The 19,779-nt window shown below is 57.6% G+C and carries 16 protein-coding genes; all 16 read left to right on the top strand.

The genetic code is table 11. From position 1 onward, the window contains the following. The first annotated feature begins 3 nt into the window (after positions 1-3). The 16 genes from xseA to tyrS all read left to right on the top strand — a co-directional run bounded on the left by xseA (position 4) and on the right by tyrS (position 19,674). The gene (gene xseA, locus ACE419_RS04590; RefSeq protein WP_435721182.1) at positions 4-1,212 is read left to right on the top strand and encodes an exodeoxyribonuclease VII large subunit; all 1,209 of its coding nucleotides are present in this window, start codon (positions 4-6) and stop codon (positions 1,210-1,212) included. Between the two features lie 47 nt (positions 1,213-1,259). After that, the gene (gene xseB / locus ACE419_RS04585; protein WP_435721181.1) at positions 1,260-1,496 is read left to right on the top strand and encodes an exodeoxyribonuclease VII small subunit; all 237 of its coding nucleotides are present in this window, start codon (positions 1,260-1,262) and stop codon (positions 1,494-1,496) included. 12 nt (positions 1,497-1,508) lie between these two features. Continuing rightward, positions 1,509-2,387, top strand: a complete 879-nt coding sequence (locus ACE419_RS04580; RefSeq protein ID WP_435721180.1) for a polyprenyl synthetase family protein — start codon at positions 1,509-1,511, stop codon at positions 2,385-2,387. Between the two features lie 14 nt (positions 2,388-2,401). After that, positions 2,402-4,303, top strand: coding sequence for a 1-deoxy-D-xylulose-5-phosphate synthase (gene dxs, locus ACE419_RS04575; protein ID WP_435721179.1), 1,902 nt, complete (start codon positions 2,402-2,404; stop codon positions 4,301-4,303). A gap of 62 nt (positions 4,304-4,365) precedes the next feature. Next, complete coding sequence (locus ACE419_RS04570) at positions 4,366-5,178, top strand: TlyA family RNA methyltransferase (RefSeq protein WP_432646611.1); 813 nt, start codon at positions 4,366-4,368, stop codon at positions 5,176-5,178. A 36-nt stretch (positions 5,179-5,214) separates the two neighbouring features. After that, positions 5,215-6,066, top strand: coding sequence for an NAD(+)/NADH kinase (locus ACE419_RS04565; RefSeq protein WP_432646612.1), 852 nt, complete (start codon positions 5,215-5,217; stop codon positions 6,064-6,066). Between the two features lie 93 nt (positions 6,067-6,159). Beyond that, positions 6,160-6,618, top strand: coding sequence for an arginine repressor (gene argR, locus ACE419_RS04560; protein ID WP_432646613.1), 459 nt, complete (start codon positions 6,160-6,162; stop codon positions 6,616-6,618). Positions 6,619-6,642: 24 nt separating this feature from the next. Then, the gene (gene recN / locus ACE419_RS04555) at positions 6,643-8,376 is read left to right on the top strand and encodes a DNA repair protein RecN (protein ID WP_435721178.1); all 1,734 of its coding nucleotides are present in this window, start codon (positions 6,643-6,645) and stop codon (positions 8,374-8,376) included. A 52-nt stretch (positions 8,377-8,428) separates the two neighbouring features. Continuing rightward, a complete protein-coding gene (locus ACE419_RS04550) occupies positions 8,429-8,980 on the top strand; it encodes an NUDIX domain-containing protein (RefSeq protein ID WP_435721177.1) in 552 nt (183 codons plus the stop codon). 59 nt (positions 8,981-9,039) lie between these two features. Then, a complete protein-coding gene (locus ACE419_RS04545) occupies positions 9,040-9,669 on the top strand; it encodes a site-2 protease family protein (protein WP_435721176.1) in 630 nt (209 codons plus the stop codon). A 15-nt stretch (positions 9,670-9,684) separates the two neighbouring features. Continuing rightward, a complete protein-coding gene (locus ACE419_RS04540; RefSeq protein WP_435721175.1) occupies positions 9,685-10,404 on the top strand; it encodes a segregation and condensation protein A in 720 nt (239 codons plus the stop codon). Positions 10,405-10,464: 60 nt separating this feature from the next. After that, positions 10,465-11,187, top strand: a complete 723-nt coding sequence (gene scpB / locus ACE419_RS04535) for an SMC-Scp complex subunit ScpB (RefSeq protein ID WP_435721174.1) — start codon at positions 10,465-10,467, stop codon at positions 11,185-11,187. 63 nt (positions 11,188-11,250) lie between these two features. Next, on the top strand, positions 11,251-13,734 hold the full coding sequence (locus ACE419_RS04530; protein WP_435721173.1) for a U32 family peptidase: 2,484 nt from the start codon (positions 11,251-11,253) through the stop codon (positions 13,732-13,734). 39 nt (positions 13,735-13,773) lie between these two features. Next, positions 13,774-16,164 carry an endonuclease MutS2 gene (locus ACE419_RS04525; RefSeq protein ID WP_435721172.1) on the top strand — a complete coding sequence of 797 codons (2,391 nt, stop codon included), beginning with the start codon at positions 13,774-13,776 and terminating at the stop codon, positions 16,162-16,164. Between the two features lie 81 nt (positions 16,165-16,245). Beyond that, a complete protein-coding gene (locus tag ACE419_RS04520; RefSeq protein WP_435721171.1) occupies positions 16,246-18,396 on the top strand; it encodes a transglycosylase domain-containing protein in 2,151 nt (716 codons plus the stop codon). Between the two features lie 69 nt (positions 18,397-18,465). After that, positions 18,466-19,674 carry a tyrosine--tRNA ligase gene (gene tyrS, locus ACE419_RS04515; RefSeq protein WP_435721170.1) on the top strand — a complete coding sequence of 403 codons (1,209 nt, stop codon included), beginning with the start codon at positions 18,466-18,468 and terminating at the stop codon, positions 19,672-19,674. Positions 19,675-19,779 lie beyond the last annotated feature (105 nt).

Genomic DNA, 19,779 nt, shown 5'->3' with positions numbered 1-19,779 from the left:
GTCGTGGAAATCCATAGTGTCAGTGACGTCACGCGGTACATCAAGACGATGTTCCAGCGGGAAACTGTGCTGTCCCATCTGCAGGTGCGTGGCGAATTGTCAAATTTCAAATGTTATGCTTCGGGGCACTGTTATTTCACGCTGAAGGATGCGAACTCGTGCATCAAATGCGTGATGTTCCGCAGCCGCGCGCAGTATCTGCGCTTTCGTCCGGAAAACGGCATGCAGGTCGTCGTCAGCGGCGGCATCTCGGTCTATGAGCGCGACGGCGTTTACCAGCTCTACGCCGACCGCATGATGCCGGAGGGAGCCGGCGACCTCGCACTGGCCTTTGAGCAGCTCAAGGCAAAGCTCGCAGCCGAGGGCCTTTTTGACGCGGCGCACAAGAAGCCGCTGCCAAAATTCCCGAAGCGCATCGGCATCGTCACGTCGATTTCGGGCGCGGTGCTGCGCGATATCTACCACGTCTCAAAACGCCGCTGGCCTGCCATCCAGCTCGTCTTAAAGCCCGTGCTCGTGCAGGGCGAGGAAGCGGCGGGCCAGATTGCCGATGCCATCCGCTTCTTCAATGAAAAATATCCCGTCGATGTGCTGATTGTCGGCCGCGGCGGCGGTTCGATGGAAGACCTCTGGGCTTTTAACGAAGAGCCTGTGGTCCGGGCCATCTATGATTCCAGGATTCCCGTCATTTCGGCTGTCGGCCATGAGACGGACTTCACGCTCGCGGATTTTGCGAGCGACCAGCGCGCCGCGACGCCTTCGCAGGCCGCAGAGCTCGCCGTGCCGGACCGCGAGGATTATCTTCGTTATCTCGAGGGCCTTCGCGCGCAGCTCAGTCAGCAGCTAAAGCGCGCCCTGACGGAAAAAAGGCTGCGCCTCGACGCCTGCTGCCGCAGCACGGCGCTCAAGAATCCGCATCTGCTGCTGGCGGGCCGTCTGCAGCGGCTCGACCAGGCCCGCAATAAGCTCGACAGCCTCACCAAGGCGCAGGCACAGGCCAAAAGGCATGCACTCGAGATCGTCCTGCAAAAGCTGGACCTCTTAAATCCGGTGCACATCCTGCGGCAGGGCTATGGCATCATCGAGAAGAAAAGCGAAGGCGGGGCCGTCAGCAGCATCAAAGATGTCAAAAAAGGCGACGAACTCACGGTCACGCTGAAGGATGGCCGCTTCTCAGCCGAAGTCCGGCAGGTCAAGCCGCCAAGAGCCTGAGCTGAGACAAAAGACGAAAGACGAGAAAGACGAAAGGATGCTGTAGTATGCCAAGAAAAAAGGAGCTCTCGTTTGAAGAATCCCTTGCCAAGCTCGAGAGCATCGTCAAGGAAATGGAAGAGGGCAATCTGACATTGAAGGACCTTATGAGCCATTATTCAGAGGGCGTGACGCTTGCGGAAAACTGCACGAAGTCTCTTGACCGCGCGGAGCAGGCGATGGACCTTCTCTTAAAGGAAGAACAGGGAAAAGTCAAGGAAAGCAAATTGGATATTGAGGGTTGAGGGTGAATGAATATGTTGAAGGAACTTTGGAAAGAGCGCCAAAAGCTCGTGGAACAGCAGCTCGTAAGAGAATTGGAGCTTTATGCGCCTCTTGACGCGACGCTCGCGGCAGCGATGAAATACAGTCTAATGGCGGGCGGCAAGCGCCTGCGGCCAATTCTCCTGATGGCGGCTGCTGATGCGGTCGGCAAAAAGGGTACGGACTACATCACGGCGGGCTGCGCTCTCGAGATGATTCATACGTATTCCCTCATTCACGACGACCTGCCGGCGATGGACAACGATGACTATCGCCGCGGCAAACTCACGAACCACAAGGTTTACGGCGACGGCATGGCCGTGCTCGCAGGCGATGCCCTCTTAACACTGGCCTTTGAAGTTCTCGTGCGCCAGCAGCATACGGATGCCGCCACGCTCCTGCGCGTTGTCAAGGAAATCAGCACGGCTGCCGGCATGAACGGCATGGTCGGCGGTCAGGCCATCGACCTTGAGTCGGAGGGCAAACACATCGATATGGAAACCCTGCGCAAAATGCACATGGGCAAGACCGGCGCCCTTTTCCGCGCTGCCCTCAGAAGCGGTGCCATCCTCGCGGGCGCGGATGAAAAATCCCTTGCGGCCCTGACGGATTACGCCGAAAAATTCGGTCTGGCCTTTCAGATTACGGATGATATCCTCGATGTCGTCGGCGATGAAAAGCTCATCGGCAAGCCGGTCGGCAGCGACATCCGCAACGAAAAGTCGACGTATGTGACGCTGACATCTTTGGAGGAAGCACGAAAACTCGCCAAAGAGACCGTAGACGGCGCTGTGGCGGCACTTTCCGGCTTCGGCCCCGAAGCTGACTTCCTGCGTCAGCTCGTCCGCTATATGCTCGAACGAAAAAATTGATGGGAAGTGTTTCCATGTATGCATTACTGGATAAAATCGAGAAACCAGAGGATGTCAAGAAGCTGACCGTGCGTGAGCTCACGGAGCTGGCCTCCGAAATCCGCCATTTCATCATCGATACGGTTTCGCAGAACGGCGGTCATCTCGCGCCGAATCTCGGCACGGTCGAACTCACACTGGCCCTTTACAGCGTGTTCCAGTTCCCGAAGGACAAGCTCGTCTGGGATGTCGGCCATCAGGCTTATACGCATAAAATCCTGACAGGGCGCAAAAAAGCCTTCTCGACGCTTCGAAAAAAAGGCGGCATCACGGGCTTTCCAAATCGTTTTGAATCCCCGTACGACGCGTTCGGCGTCGGCCATGCGAGCACGTCCATCTCGGCGGCTCTCGGCATGGCCATTGCGCGCGATATGAAGGGCGAGCACAATCAGGTCATTGCGGTCATCGGCGACGGCGCCCTGACGGGCGGCGAATCCTTTGAGGCCCTGAACAATGCGGGCGACCTCGGCAAAAAGCTCATCGTCATCCTCAACGACAATGAGATGTCCATCGACGCGAATGTTGGCGCCATGAGCGAATACCTCTCGCGCATCCGCATGGCGCCGCAGTACACGCGGGCCAAGCGCGACATGGGGAATCTGCTCATGAGCATCCCGCACATTGGCGACAAGGTCTATAGGACGGCCAGCCACCTGAAGGACGGCGTGCGTTCCGCACTCGTGCCGGGCAGCCTCTTCGAGGAAATGGGCTTCCATTATGTCGGACCCATTGACGGCCACAACATCGGCCTTCTGGAAGAAGTTCTGCAGCGCGCAAAGGAAATGGAAGGACCTGTCCTCATCCATATCCACACGATCAAGGGCAAGGGCTATATTCCGGCGGAGAAGGCACCGGAAAAATTCCACGGCGTGGGCTGCTTTGACCCGAGTACGGGCAAGTCGGCTCCCAAGGCCAATAAGGCCCCGTCGTATACCTCGGTCTTCAGTCAGGCCCTCATCGAGCTCGCGAAAGACCGCCCCGATATTCTCGCCATCACGGCGGCCATGCCGTCCGGCACGGGGCTCAAGGCTTTTGGCAAGGTCTATCCGGACCGCTTTTTCGATGTCGGCATCGCCGAGGAACACGCGATGACGCTGGCGGCCGGCGCGGCTGCGGCGGGCATGCACCCCGTGATTGCGCTGTATTCGACCTTCGCACAGCGCGCCTACGATCAGCTCATACACGATGTCTGCCTGCAGAACCTGCCCGTGACGCTCTGCCTTGATAGAGCCGGTCTCGTCGGTGAGGACGGTCCGACGCATCACGGCGTCTTCGACCTCTCGTATCTGCGCCAGATGCCGCATATGTGCGTCATGGCACCGAAGGATGAAGAAGAGCTCCGCCATATGCTGGCCACGGCCATCGACATCAAGGGGCCTTCGGCCGTGCGCTATCCGCGCGGCTGCGGCCTCGGCGTGGAGCTTACGGACTCGTTCGAGAAACTGCCAATTGGCAAAGCCGAAATCCTGCAGGACGAGGGCGATATCGCCTTCCTCGCCGTCGGCACGATGGTCGAAAAGGCGAAAGAGGCCGCAGCCATCTTAGCGGGCGAGGGGATAAAAGCCGCTGTCGTCAATATGCGCTTTATCAAACCTCTGGACACAGAGCTCATCTCCCGTTATGCGGGAGAAAAGAAGCTCCTGATCACAGCCGAGGAAAATATGCTCGCGGGCGGCTTCGGCTCGGCCTTGGCCGAATACCTTGAAGACAACGGACTTTCTGTGCCGCTTTTGCGCTTTGGCCTGCCGGACCGCTTCATTGAACAGGGCACGCGCAAAGAGCTCTTTGAGCTCTGCGGCCTGCAGCCTGAGCAAATGGCAGAAAAAGTCCGCGAGCGTCTGGCTGTCCTGCGGCAATACAGGGGCATAGAAGAATAAAAGAATCAATATATATGGTATTGAGATAGAGATATAGATAGAGATGGAAGGTTTTTAGACGAATGGCAAAAGAACGATTGGATATCCTGCTCGTCGAGAAGGGCCTCGCAGGCAGCCGCGAACGCGCGAAGCGCATGATCATGGCTGGTGAGGTCCTCGTCGACGGCCAGAAAATCGATAAGGCGGGTACGACCGTCAAGAAAGAAGCGGAAATCCGCCTGCTCGGCCACGATATTCCCTATGTCAGCCGCGGCGGACTCAAACTCGAGAAGGCCATGAAGGAATTCGGTGTCCGACTGCAGGACAAGGCAGCCGCGGACATCGGCGCTTCGACAGGGGGCTTCACGGACTGCATGCTGCAGAACGGAGCGAAAAAAGTCTTTGCAATCGATGTCGGCTATGGCCAGCTCGCGTGGAAACTGCGCACGGATGAACGCGTCGTCAACATGGAACGCACGAACATCCGCACGGTCACGCCGGAGATGATCGGTGAGCCGCTCGACTTTGCTTCCATCGATGTGGCCTTTATCTCACTGACGAAGGTTCTGCCCGTCGCATATACCTTATTGAAGGAAACGGGCGAGATTGTCGCCCTCATCAAGCCGCAGTTCGAGGCCGGCCGCGAAAATGTCGGCAAGAAAGGCGTCGTGCGCGACCCTGCCGTCCATGAAGACGTCATCCGCAAAGTCACGGCTTTTGCGCGTGAGACGGGCTTTTTGCCGCTCGCGCTGACGTATTCGCCAGTCAAAGGGCCTGAGGGCAATATTGAGTACCTGATTTACCTCACGAAGGACAAGAGTGCCGGTGAAGACACGGTGACGGACGAACGCGTCCAAGAAGTCGTGGCGGCCGCTCATGCAGAGCTGGATAAATAAAGATGAAGGGGAAGTCATGCAGAAGGGAAGGATTCGATGCTGACAATTGCTGTATTTCCGAATACCCATAAGCCGGAAGCGCCTGAGGTGCTTCAACGGATCCTGGACTTTTATGCAGATAAGGATGCGCGCGTCATCATGCCGCTTGAGGAAGCCCGCTTTTTCAGGCGTGCAGGGTACGGTGTGCCGGACATCGAGCATGCACAGGCGGATATCGCCCTGAGCATCGGCGGCGACGGTACGCTGCTTGGCGTCTGCCGCCGCTACAGCCACCATGCTGTGCCGGTCTGCGGCATCAATATCGGCACGCTGGGCTTCATGGCGGATATCGAACTCGATGAGCTCGAGACGAAACTGCAGAAAATCCTCGATGGGGATTATCTCATCGAACATCGGCTGCTGTTGGCGGGCTACGCCATTACGGCAGGCAAGGAGCGTTTCCTCGGGCATGCCATCAACGATATCGTCGTGAAGGGCGGTGTCGCGCGCATGCTGCACCTCGGCCTCAGCATCAATAAGAGCCATCTCCTGGAATGCAAGGCCGACGGCATCATCATTTCCACGCCGACGGGTTCTACGGCTTATTCGCTTTCGGCGGGCGGCCCCATCATGAACCCGAATATACGCGCCCTTCTCGTGACGCCAATCTGTGCGCATACCTTCAACATCCGCCCTTTGGTCATTCAGGAGGATGAAACCGTCCACATCAAGATTGCGCCGGTCCAGCAGGATATCATCGCGACGCTCGATGGGCAGGAGGTCTTCCGCCTGCTGCCGGGCGATGAAGTCGTGGTGCGGAAATCCAAGGCCCAGGCGGAAATCGTGAAGTTTGAAGACAAGGATTATTACCAGATCCTGCGCACAAAACTATGGCGCAAAGACAGCTGAGACCTGAAGGGCTGCTTTCTGTTTCATGACTGCCATAAGCATAGCGTGGGAAAATAAAAAGCAAGAAATAAGTAAGAAAGAAGGTTCGTTTGGATGAAAGAAAGACGACTTGAGCTGATCCGTGAAATCATTCGCCATGAAATCATAGAGACGCAGGACGAACTGGCAGCGGAGCTGCGCAAAAAACGCATCGCCGTCACGCAGGCTACGGTCTCGCGCGATATCAAAGAGCTCATGCTCATCAAGGTCCCGACAGGCGACGGCCGCTACCGCTACGCGCTGCCCGCTCAGGAAAACTATGCTTTTACGAAAGAGCGTATGCGGCGTGTCTTTAATGATACGATTCTCGACTGCGATTACAGTGAAAACATCATCGTCGTCAAGACGCTGCCGGGCGGCGCGAGTACTGTGGCCTCGGCACTTGACTACTGCAAATGGCCGGAAATCATCGGCACGGTGGCCGGTGATGACAGCATTCTGGTCGTGGTCAAGCCAAAGGAAGTCGCACCTGTCATCAAGAAACGCATCTTCGACATGCTGGACCAGAACTAAGCGGCCGGAAGGGAAGTATTTTTCATGTTGAAAACGCTGACGGTTTGGAATTTTGCCCTGCTGAAGCATGTGCAGGTCGAGTTCGAAGCCGGTCTCAATATCCTGACTGGCGAGACGGGTGCAGGCAAGTCCATCCTCATTGATTCTCTAGGTGCCGTGCTCGGACAGCGTATGTCCTCGGACATGGTGCGCTCCGGCTGCGAATGGCTGCGCGTGGAAGCCGTCTTTTCACTCGAAGATGAATCGCTGGGCCTGCATGAAGTTTTGACGCAGCAGGCCATAGACGACTCAGATGGCGAGCTCATCATCACACGGCAGATCACGAAGGCCGGCCGCAGCACGGCGCTGGTCAACGGCTGCCATGTGACGCTCGCGGTCCTGCGCCAGATTGGCGCGTTCCTCGTCGACATTCACGGGCAGAACGAGAATCTTGCCCTGCTGCGCGAAGAAAATCAGTTCCATCTGCTCGACGGCTACGACCCCGATGTTGCAGAGGCCTTAGCCGCGTACGAATGTGTCTACCGCGAATGGCGGGAGCATAAGAAGAAATACGAAGAAAAGCAGCAGGCCTCGCGCGAATACGCACAGCGCCTCGATATGCTGCACTGGCAGGACAAGGAAATCTCAGAAGCGAATCTCCAAAAGGGAGAGGATGAACAGCTTGAAGCCGACATCCGCAAACTTTCCCATGCGGAAAAGATTGTCGGTTTCGTCGAAGAGTCGTATAATCTTCTCGAGGGGGGCGGCAGCAGCGGTCTCGGCGTACTGCCTTCGCTCTCGCAGGTCAAAAAAGACCTCGAGGATATCAGCCGCTTTGACGATTCGCTGACAAATGCACAGAAAATGGTCGAAGAGGCCTACATTTCGCTGCAGGAAGCCTCGTATGAGCTGCGCGACTACGGCGAGAATGTCGAATTCAGTCCCGAACGCCTCAACGCCCTGCAGAGCCGCATGGATGTCATCTACCGCCTCTGCAAGAAATACGGCGCGACGCTTGACGATGTTCTTGTGCATCAGCAGAAAGTCGAGCAGGAGCTTTCGGAAATCGAAAATTACGACGATGATATTGAAGCCCTGAAAAAAGAGATTGCGGAGCTTGAGCAAAAGCTTCAGAAAAAAGCAGCGGCGCTCACGAGGCTGCGCACAGCTGCCGCCAAAGACCTCTCAGCGGCCATCGAAGAGCAGCTTCTCGCCCTTGGCATGCCAAAGGCAAAGTTTGATATCCGCGTGACGCCGGCGGAAGGCTATGGCAGCAGCGGCGCGGACGAAGTCGCGATGTTTTTCTCGGCCAACCCCGGCGAGGCGGAAAAGCCCCTGCAGAGAGTCGCTTCGGGCGGTGAGCTGTCGCGCATTGCGCTGGCCATCAAGACGGTGGCTTCGTCGAGGGATTCTTCCGTGCCGAGCATGGTTTTCGATGAAATCGACACGGGCATCGGCGGCCGCACGGCTCAGATGGTCGCGGAGCGCATCGCCCTTGTCGCGCAGTACAAGCAGGTGCTCTGCATTACGCATCTGCCGCAGATTGCCTGCATGGCCGATGCCCATCTCTACATCTCGAAACGCACGGAAGAGGGCAGTACGGCCACGCAGATTCGGCCGCTTTCCGAGCGCGAGCGCATCAGCGAGATTGCGCGCATGGCTTCGGGCGCCGATATGACGACGGCTTCACTTGACAACGCGCGCGAGATGGTCTCGCACGCCAAGCTCAAAAAGGAAATGTTCCAACAGTCGGCCCTGCACCGCGAGGCGCAGGCTTGAATCACTTAAATAATGGAAACAACGTAAAGATAAAAGCAGGAGGTATTTTGCCATGTACGAGGATTTGATTGAAAAGAAAATCGGCAGTGAGGATATTTTTGACGGCGTGCTGCTCCATGTCAAGTGCGACACGGTCAAGCTGCCAAACGGCAATGAGGCCACGCGCGAGTGGATTAAGCATCCGGGTGCCTCGTCTGTCATTCCGCTGCTGCCGGACGGCCGCATCATCCTCGTGCGCCAGTACCGCTATCCGATTGACGAAGTGACGCTCGAGGTGCCGGCCGGCAAGCTCGATGCCCCCGACGAAGACCCGCTCGTCTGCGCCGAACGCGAGCTCTCGGAAGAGACGGGCTACACGGCAGACAAAATCACGAAGCTCACGACGATTGCGACGACGGTCGGCTTCTCGAATGAAAAGATTCACCTCTACATGGCAGAGGGCCTGACGGCCGGCAAGCAGCACACGGATGACGATGAATTCATCAATGTCGTCAAGGTGCCTCTTGAAGAAGCTGTGGCCATGGCCACGGACGGCCGCATTGTCGATGCGAAGTCTATCGTCTCCATCCTGATGCTCGACCGCCTGCAGAAGGCTGCCAAATAAAATAGACTGCCCAGACGGCCGCATTTTTTGCGGCTGCTGCGGATATTTCGGAGGAATTTATGTTTGATTTCAATCTGCTGGACCTCATCGCCGGCATACCGGGCCTGATTATCGCCATGGTCATCCACGAATACGCGCATGCGCGCGTGGCCGTGTCCCTCGGCGACAGGACGCCGGCCCTCATGGGCCGCCTGACCCTGAATCCGGCAGCCCATATTGACCCCGTGGGCCTCGTCATGCTGTTTCTCGTGCGCTTTGGCTGGGCGAAGCCCGTCATCATCGACCCGCGCAATTTCAAGCATCCGCGGCGCGATGATATCCTCGTCTCGCTCGCAGGCCCCATGGCCAATCTCATCACGGCGTTTCTTTCGCTCGTCGTCCTGCTCGTCTTTCAGCGCCTGATGAACGGCCATCTGAGTGTCGGCATGTATCAGGTATTTCAGCTCATCATCATTTACAACATCAACTTTGCCATTTTTAACCTGATTCCGCTGCCGCCGCTCGATGGCTCGCATGTGCTCATCCAGCTGCTGCCGGGGCGTCTTGCTTATGCCTATGCGCGCCTTGAGCGCTACAGCTTTCTCATTCTCATCGCGCTGATTGTCACGCCGGTGCTGAGTCTCATCTTTATCCCGCTGCAGCGCTTTATCTGGAAAATCTTCATCCTGATCCTGATGCCGTTTTTCTGAGGCTGAGGCAGGAACATGAGTGAGAAGAAGGATTACACGATACACCTCAAGGCCTTTGACGGGCCGATGGAGCTGCTGCTCCATCTGATTGAGAAGAATAAGATTGATATTTACGATATCCCGATGGCCGAGCTCACGCGCCAGTATCTCGATTATCTTGATGCCATGCGCGAGCTCGACATGGAGGTGACGAGCTCGTTTCTCGTCATGGCCGCGACGCTTTTGCAGATCAAGTCACGGATGATGCTGCCGAAGAAGCCGAAAAATGAAGAGGGCGAAGAGGAAGACCCGCGTCAGGAGCTCGTCGAGAGGCTCCTCGAGTACAGGCGCTTCAAAGAAGTCAGTACTGTGCTTGGCTCGATGGCCGATATGCAGGAGCATTTTGTCAGCCGCGCGCCGCTGCCGCTGCCCGTCCATCATCTGCCGCCCGGCAATCTTGACCTGAAGGTACTCGTCGCCGCGTTCCGCGAGGTCATGGAAAGCAGGGAAGAGAACCCGGCCGCGCCTGCGGCCGTCGTCGAGCCCGAGCCCTATCATATTGAAGATAAGATGGAAGAAATCCTGCAGAAACTGCGTGCAGGGAAGGGAAAGCTCCGCTTTGACGAGGTCTTTTGCAGCGGAACGCGCAGCGAGCTCATCGTCACGTTCCTCGCATTGCTTGAACTCATCAAGCAGCGGTCCGTCGCCGCAAAACAGCAGCAGCTTTTCGGCGCCATCGTCATCGTGATGCAGTGATGTGTCACGAAATTACGGAATTACAGAATTACGAAATTGGAAATCAGCTGGGGAGGATTTATGGATAAGAGCAGCAAGCCGGAGCAGCGCGAAAAAACTTCGGCAGAATCGCAGAGGACGGCGCAGCCTGTGAGTCCGGCAGGGCCGGCGGATTCCGTGAATCCTGTAAGTCCTGTAAGTACTGTGGGCACGCTCGAAGCCCTGCTGTTTGCGGCGGGCAATCCGCTGCCGCTGGCGGGCATTGCCGGCATCATGGAATGCAGCGAAGAAGAGGCGGAGTCTCTTTTGCGCGAGCTCAGGGTACGGCTCAGCGAATACGGCAGCGGCCTGACCGTCCAGAAGGTGGCGGGCGGCTACCAGCTCGTCACACGGCCCGAGACCTTCGCGCAGGTTGCGCGGCTCAGTCAGGTCACAGACCGCCATATCTCGGCGCCGACGATGGAGACGCTCTCCATCATTGCGTTCAAGCAGCCCATCACGAAGCCCGAAATCGAGCAGCTGCGCGGTGTGCGCATCGAACGGGCCCTCGCAAAGCTCTTGGAGCTCGACCTCATCTGCGAACTTGGGCGCAAGCAGGTCATCGGCCGTCCGATTCTGTACGGCACGACGGACACGTTTTTGCGCTGCTTTGGCCTCAATTCGCTTGCGGATCTGCCGAAGCTTCCCGAGCGCGACCTTTCGGTCCTGTCGCCTGAGGAACAGCAGCTTGTCAGCGGGAAGCAGCCGGAGGCGGACTCTGCCGGCGATGCGCAGCACGGCGAAAACGGCGAAACGGAACAATAAAGAAATACAAAGCGGCACGCGGTTTTCCCGTGCTGTTTTTTCAAATTTTGGAGGAAGAAAAAATTGGTTGAACTTTTAGCACCGGCCGGCAGCCGCGAAGCCCTCGTCGCTGCCGTGGAAAATGGCGCCAACGCCATCTATCTGGCAGGCGATGCCTTTGGTGCGCGTGCCTATGCGAATAATTTTGACCGCGAAGGGCTGCGCGAAGCCATTCACTTTGCCCATCTGCGCGGCGTACACATTCATGTGACGGTCAATACGATTGTCGCGGATGAAGAACTCGCGCCGCTGAAGGAGTATCTGCGTTTCCTCTATGAGGCAGGGGCCGATGCCATTCTCGTGCAGGACCTCGGCGTCGCGAAAATCGCGCATGAAATCGTACCGGACCTGCCGATGCATGCGAGTACGCAGATGACGGTCCACAGCCTTGAAGGCGTCAGGGTCCTTGCGGAGCTCGGCTTTGCGCGCGTCGTTTTGTCGCGCGAACTCTCCCTCGAGGAAATCCGCTTTATCTGTGCCCATACGGATGTTGAGATTGAGACGTTCATGCACGGCGCGCTCTGTGTCTGCTACTCGGGCCAATGCCTCATGAGCAGCATGATCGGCGGCCGCAGCGGCAACCGCGGGCGCTGTGCCCAGCCCTGCCGCCTGCCGTACACGCTCGTCAATGAAAAGGGCGAAGATGTGCTCGGGGACAAGGCCGGCAAATACCTGCTTTCGCCGCGCGACCTCAGCACGATTGACGTGATTCCGGACCTCATTGAAGCCGGAGTCGCCTCGCTTAAAATCGAAGGCCGCATGAAGCGTCCGGAATACGTCGCGACCGTTGTGCGCACATACCGCGAGGTCATCGACACGTATTATAAGGGCAAGGGCTATGAAGTCACGCAGCAGGAGCGCGACGACCTCGCGCAGATTTTCAACCGCGACTTCACGACGGCGTATCTTAAGGGGCGTCCGGGCAAGACGATGATGAGCGACCGCCGCCCGAACAACCGCGGCTTACTCATTGGCCGCGTCACGGCGTATGACTGGGATAAGCGCATCGCCACGGTAAAACTCAGCGGCCATCTGGCCCTCGGCGACCAAGTGGACTTCTGGGTCAAAGTCGGCGGCCGCGTCACGGCGACGATTGCCGAAATGACGGACAGGAAGGGACGTCCGGTGGAAACAGGTGACGCGGGCGATATTGTCTCGTTTGCGATTCCCTCGGCCGTGCGCGACCATGACCGTGTTTTCAAGGTCTACGATGCGTCGCTGATGGAACGCGCAAAGGAAACGTATGCTTCGGGAGCGCCGGTGCGCCGCATTCCCGTGACGATTGCCGTGAGAGCCGCTGTTGGCGAGCCCCTGACGGTCACGGTGTGCGACGAGGCCGGCCATACGGGCAGCGGCCAAACGGATTTTATCGGTGAAACAGCCCGCAAGCGCCCGCTTTCTGAGGACGTTGTCCGCAAACAGGTCAGCCGCCTCGGCACGAGTGTCTACGATATGAAGGAACTTCACTGCGATATTCAGGGCGAAGTCATGGTGCCGATGAGTGAAATCAACGAGGCGCGCCGCAGGGCCGTCGAAATGCTCGATGAAAAACGCCTTGCCGAAATCGAACAGCGCGAAAAAATGCCGGAGCCGCAGTTCCGTGACCGCATCGCGCGCAAAGCACCGCGCGCCGCAGAATTCATGGTGGCCGTTGACACGCTGAATAAGGTTAAAGCAGCTCTGGAGGCAGGGGCTGACGGCATTCTGTTTGGCGGCGAATCGTACAGTCATCGCGTCATTTCTGCGGAAGAGTACAAAAAAGCTTGGCAGATGGCTAAAGAGGCCGGTGCACGCATCGACTTCAATACGCCGCGCATCGTGCGCGACTGCCATCAAAAGGCCCTCGAAAAGCTGCTAACGGCTTTTAAGGATTTTCCACCCGCTGCCGTCCATGTGCACAACATTGGCACGCTCGCTCTCGTGCGCCGGCTGACGGATTTTGCCATCCACGCGGATTATTCGCTGATTTCCTACAACGAACAGACCCTGCGCTTCCTCAAAGATTACGGCGTGACGGGTGCGACGCTCTCGCCGGAGCTCAACGCGAAGGAAATCCGCCGTCTCGCGAAGGAGTCGCCCTTGCCGCTCTCGTGCATCGTGCACGGACGCCTCGAGCTCATGGTTTCGGAGTACTGCGTGACAGGGAGCTTCCTTGGCGGCGTCGACAAGGGGCCGTGCAGCCAGCCCTGCACGCGCGGCCATTTTGCCCTGAAGGACCGCAAGGACGCGCTGTTCCCGCTCGCGATGGACCAGTTCTGCCATATGCACGTCCTGAACAGCAAGGTCCTCTCGATGATGCCGCACGCGATGAAATTCCGCGCAGCCGGCATTGAGACGATGCAGATAGAGGCCAAGGCCTTGACGGAGGGCGAAATCCGTCATATCCTCAAAGCATACAAGAAAGTCCTGACTTTCCCAGCAGAACCCGACGAAGCACAGCTCGCCTGGATTCACGAGCAGGAAGGCACGGACATCACGCGCGGTCATTTCTTCCGCGGCGTGCTTTAACTCTTCATATATAAATCATAAAAATTCCAGAGGTAAAAAATGGAACAAGAAACCTATAAAATCATGGAATACGGCAAAATCCGGGAGATGCTTGCGGCGCGCGCAGGCTCCCTGCTCGGCAAAGAACGCGCAGAGAAGCTCGAGCCGAGCAGCGATTTTGACGAAGTTTCGGAATGGATGACGGAGACGGCCGAAGCGGTTGCGGTCATCCAAGTGACAACGCCGCCGCTCGGCGGCATCTTCGACATCCGTCCGTTTCTCAAGAAAGTCAAGATGGGGGCCGTGCTCGACCTTGACGAAATCATGAATATCATGAGCACGCTCTACGCCATGCGCAGTGTCAAACGCTTCTTCCGCGACCTCGAACTCGAGGTGCCGACACTCAAGGAATGGGCGAGGGGCATTGAGATCCTCGGACAGATCGAACGCCTGCTCGACAATACCGTCGATGAACATGGCGCCATCCGCGAGGACGCGAGTGTCGAACTCCGGCGCATCCGCCGCGAGCTCCACGCCTCGCAGGCCCATATCAAGGAACGCATCGCGAGCATCCTGCATAACAGCGAATACCAGAAGTATTTTCAGGATGCCATTGTCACGGTCCGCGATGAACGCTACGTCATCCCGGTGAAGCAGGAATACCGCTCGCGCTTCCCCGGCATCGTGCACGACCAGTCGGCCACGGGCTCGACGCTTTTTATCGAGCCGATGGCCGTCGTCGAGCTCAATAACGATGTCAAGCAGCTGACCCTTGCCGAACAGCAGGAAATCCAGCGCATCCTGCGGCATCTTTCGTCTGAAATCAACAAGAACGGCGCGATTTTGCAGGATAACTGCGAGATCCTCGCCGATATTGACTTCGCCTTTGCCAAGGCCAAACTTGCCGAGGACACGGATGCCTGCCGCCCCGAGCTAAACAGGGACGGCCGCACGGAGCTCCGTCAGGCGCGCCACCCGCTCATCGCCAAGGACAGGGTCGTGCCGATTGACATCCGCATCGGCGAAAATTACCGCATGCTCTTAATCACGGGCCCGAACACGGGCGGCAAGACCGTCAGCATGAAGACATTCGGCCTCATGGTGCTCATGGCCCAGTCGGGCTGCTACCTGCCGACGGCGCCGGATTCCGTCATCTCGGTTTATCAGAACATCTATGCGGACATCGGCGACGAACAGAGCATCGAGCAGAGCCTGTCGACGTTCTCGGCACATATGACACACATCGTCAGCATTCTCAAAAAAGTCGAGTCCGACGACCTGCTGCTCCTCGATGAGCTCGGGGCCGGCACGGACCCGGAGGAAGGCGCGGCCCTTGCCATGGCCATCCTCGAAAAACTGCTGCAGGTCGGCGTGACGACCGTGGCGACGACGCATTATTCGGAGCTCAAGACCTTTGCCTACACGCGCGACGGCATCGAGAACGCCTGTGTGGAATTCGATGTCAAGACGCTGCGCCCGACGTACCGCCTGCTCATCGGCATGCCGGGTGCGAGCAACGCCTTTGCCATCAGCCGCAGGCTCGGGCTCTCCGAATCCCTGATTCTGCGCGCCCAGCAGCTTGTCAAGGCCGACCATGCGCAGTTTGAGCACGTCATCAACGAACTCGAGAACGAGAAGATGATGTACGAGCAGCGCAATGCCGACATCAAAGAACGTCAGCAGCGCGTCACGGAGCTCGAGCTCAAGGTCGAGAAGACGAAGGAAGAACTCGCCAAGCGCAAGGGCGACCTCATCCGCAAAGCCAGAGAGCAGAGCGCGGCCATGGTCCGCCGCACGCGCCGCGAGTCCGAGGCCATCATCAAGGAACTCAAGGAACAGTTCGATGACCAGGGCATCAAGAAGCGCCAGCAGGCCATTCAGGACGCGAGAGCTAAGCTCAACGAGGCGTTTGAAAAAGCGCGTCCGGGCATCATGGCGCAGAAGGGCGTCGGCAAGGCCGTGAACCTCAAGCACATCGCGCCGGGCGATATCGTCTACGTCAAGAAGCTCGACCAGAAGGGCACGGTCCTCGAGGTACAGGGCAAGGAACTCACGGTGCAGATCGGCGGTCTGCATACCAAGGTCAAGGCTTCTGCCTGCCGTTTCCTCGAGCATGCACCGAAAGAAAAATCCTCCGCCTCTGCTGTCCGCACGCCGTCATCTTCCGCGCGCCGCCAGTCCAATGCCTTCATGCAGAAGACCCAGACCATTGGCCGCGAAATTGATATCCGCGGCATGATGGTCGATGAGGCCGAAGTCGTCGTCGGCAAATTCCTCGACGATGCCGTTATGGCGGGTCTCTCGCAGGTACTCATCATCCACGGCAAGGGAACAGGGGCTCTCAGAAAGGGCATTCAGCAGTACCTCAAGCATCATCCGAGTGTCGTACATTATCAATTCGCCGATATCACCGAAGGCGGCACCGGTGCAACCGTTGTGGACCTGAAATAAGGCCAGAATTCACTCAGGGTATAGTCATTTTCACGCAGGCGTGGTAGAATAAGACTCGTATATGTTTGAAGGAGGCGCCCTATGGAAAAACGTTCCCAAAGAAGCCATCAACAACACAATCCGAAGAAAGGCGGTACATCAACCACCAGAAAAACACTGATCGGTATTGCGATTGTCTTATTGGTCATGCTCACCGGCATCGGCTGCGGCTTTTTGACCGCGAGCATGAATACAAAATCAAATCTGGCTGACGATATCCGTCCGCCGGCATCATCCCAGGTCTATGATATTGACGGCAACGAGATTGCCACGGTCCATGCGGCCGAAAACCGCATGCCGGTAAAACTCGAGCAGGTCCCGCAGAATCTGCAGGATGCCTTTGTCGCCGTCGAGGATAACCGTTTTTATGACCACGTCGGCGTAGATCCGCGCGGCATTGCCCGCGCCATCTGGGCCAACCTGCGCGGCCGTACGGTCTCGGAAGGCGGCTCGACCATCACGCAGCAGCTCGCCAAAAATGCGTATCTGACGCAGGACCGCACACTGAAGCGCAAGATTCAGGAAGTCTTCCTCGCCCTGCAGCTCGAGCGTCAGTACACGAAGCCTGAAATCCTCGAACTCTACCTCAACCAGATTTACTTTGGTCAGGGCGCTTACGGCGTGCAGGCCGCAGCCCGCACGTACTTCGGCAAGGATGTCGAGGACCTCACGCTCAACGAATGCGCGATGCTCGCCGGCATCCCGAAGAGCCCGAATTACTATTCGCCGCTCAACAATCTGCAGGCTGCGCAGGAGCGCAAGGCCACGGTACTCGACCAGATGGCCAAGTACGGTTATATTGATGAGGCCACGGCTGAAAAGACGAAGAAGGAAAAACTCGACCTCGTCAAGCCGGACCCGAAGAAAGAGGATAAGGGCGAAGCTTCGTACTTCGTCGATTATGTCACGCAGAAACTCATCGATAAATACGGCGCGGATGCCGTCTATAAGGATGGCCTGAAGATTTACACGACCATCGATATGGACATGCAGAAGGCCGCAGAAGCTGCCCTCAAGAACCTGCCGAATGGCAAAAAGGACAGCAACGGCGTTGTGCAGCCGGAGGGCGCCATCGTCGCGATTGACCCGCATACCGGCTATGTAAAAGCCATGGTCGGCGGCCGCGGTACGGACCAGTTCAACCGTGCAACGATGGCCGAGCGTCAGCCGGGTTCGGCTTTCAAGCCGTTTGTCTTTGCAGCGGCGCTCGAAAATAAATTCACGCCGTCAACCGTCATCAACGACAGTCCGATTAAAATCGGCGACTGGGAACCGCAGAACTACGAACGCACATTCAGCGGTCCTGTCACGATGCGTCAGGTCGCCCAGCACTCGATGAACGTCCCGACCGTCAAGATTGCGCAGAAGCTCGGCATCGAGAAGGTGCTGTACTACGCGCAGGAGATGGGCATTTCGTCGCTGGTCATGGACGGCCCGCAGAACGATAAGAACCTCGCGTCGGCCCTCGGCGGCCTGACGAAGGGCGTAACACCCCTTGAGCTCACGAGTGCCTACGGCACGTTCGCAAACAAGGGCGTTCATGTCGACCCGGTCGTCGTCGTCAAGGTCCTCGACCGCAACGGCAAGGTCCTCGAGGAAGCCGACCCCGAGCAGCACAATGTCATCAGCGAATCGAGTGCGGCACAGCTCACAAGCATGCTGCAGGATGTCATCAAAGGCGGCACGGGCACGCGCGCGAACATCGGCCGTCCGGCAGCCGGCAAGACGGGCACGACGAGTGATTATCACGATGCGTGGTTCGTCGGCTACACGCCGGACCTCGTCGCCGGCGTCTGGGTCGGCAACGACGACAATACATCCCTTGGCGGCATGAGCGGCGGCACGGTGCCGGCCTCCATCTGGAAGAGCTTCATGCAGGCAGCCCTGAAGGGCACCCCGGCCAAGGACTTCGACGGCTCGGATGCATCATCAGGCGGCGATTCCATCGGTTCGCTTGAGGACGACAAGAGCACGGCTTCTTCGAAGAAGAGCTCGGCATCTTCCTCGAAGAGCGAGTCGAAAGCCACGGAGAGCAAGGGCAAGGATGCCGGCAAGAAGCAGGGCGGCAGCAATGCCCAGCAGCCGGCTAATCTGCCGGCAAGTCAGGCCCCGGCTGGCAACAGCGGCGCAGGAGCCGCTGGCGGCGGGGCTGCTCAGGAACCTGGCAGTGCTGTCTCCAAGGGACGCAATTAAATGAATGAAATCCGGGAAGACCGTTTGACCTGCTTTCAGCGGTCTTCCTAATATAAAGGAGCGAGTTTATTGGCAAACGTATTTGATATCTTAAAAGAAAGAGGCTTTATCGCCCAGTGCACGAACGAAGCAGAGCTGCGCGAGCTCTTCGACAAAGAGCGCGTGACGTTCTACATCGGCTTCGACCCGACGGCAGACAGCCTTCATGCCGGTCATTTCATCGCCCTCATGGCCATGGCACATATGCAGCGCGCAGGCCACCGTCCGATTGCGCTCGTCGGCGGCGGCACGGGCACGGTCGGCGACCCGACGGGCCGCACGGACATGCGCAAGATGCTGACGGATGAAGACATCGAGCACAACTGCGAATGCTTCAAGAAACAGATTGCCCGCTTCATCGACTTTTCCGATGGCAAGGCCCTGATGGTCAACAACGGCGACTGGCTCCGGAAGCTCAACTACATCGACCTTCTGCGCGATGTCGGCGCCTGCTTCACGGTCAACCGCATGCTCGCGGCTGAATGCTACAAACAGCGCTGGGAAAAGGGCCTGACTTTCCTCGAGTTCAACTACATGGTCATGCAGGCCTATGACTTCCTCGAGCTCAACCGCCGCTACGGCTGCAAGCTCGAGATGGGCGGCGACGACCAGTGGTCGAACATTATCGCGGGCGTAGAGCTCAACCGCCGCAAGAACAACACGACGGTTTACGGCCTGACGAACAAGCTCCTGACGAAGAGCGACGGCAAAAAGATGGGCAAGACCGCAGGCGGTGCGCTCTGGCTCGACGCCGACAAGACGAGCCCGTACGAGTTCTACCAGTACTGGCGCAATGTCGACGATGCCGATGTCGAGAAATGCCTTGCTCTGCTGACGTTCCTGCCGATGGAAGAGGTTCACCGTCTCGGCAGCCTCAAAGATTCGGCCATCAACGAAGCCAAGAGCGTCCTTGCCTATGAAGTCACGAAAATCGTTCATGGCGAGGAAGAGGCCAACAAGGCCAAGAAAGCAGCCGAAGCCCTGTTCGGCGGTGCCGGCAATACAGAGAATATGCCGACGGTTCCGGCTGAAGCGGGCAAAAAGCTTCTCGACGTGCTGACAGCCGGCAAGGTCTTCGCCTCGAAAAGCGAAGGACGCCGCCTGATTCAGCAGAACGGCCTGTCTCTCAATGACGAAAAAGTCAAAGACGTTGACTACATCCTGCAGGACAGCGATTTCAAGGACGGCGAGGCCATCGTCAAAAAGGGCAAGAAGAAATACTTCAAGCTGACGAAATAAGATGCGAACATCCGTGGATACGGTTGTGAGAAGCGGATTTTTGTGATAAAATAAAAAAGTTATCGCACGATAATATTTGCCTTATCTTTTTCGCGATTGGCGATT

This window comes from Mitsuokella apri, from assembly GCF_047974105.1.
GTDB lineage: Bacteria > Bacillota > Negativicutes > Selenomonadales > Selenomonadaceae > Mitsuokella.
This window is presented reverse-complemented; position numbering and strand designations above follow the sequence as displayed.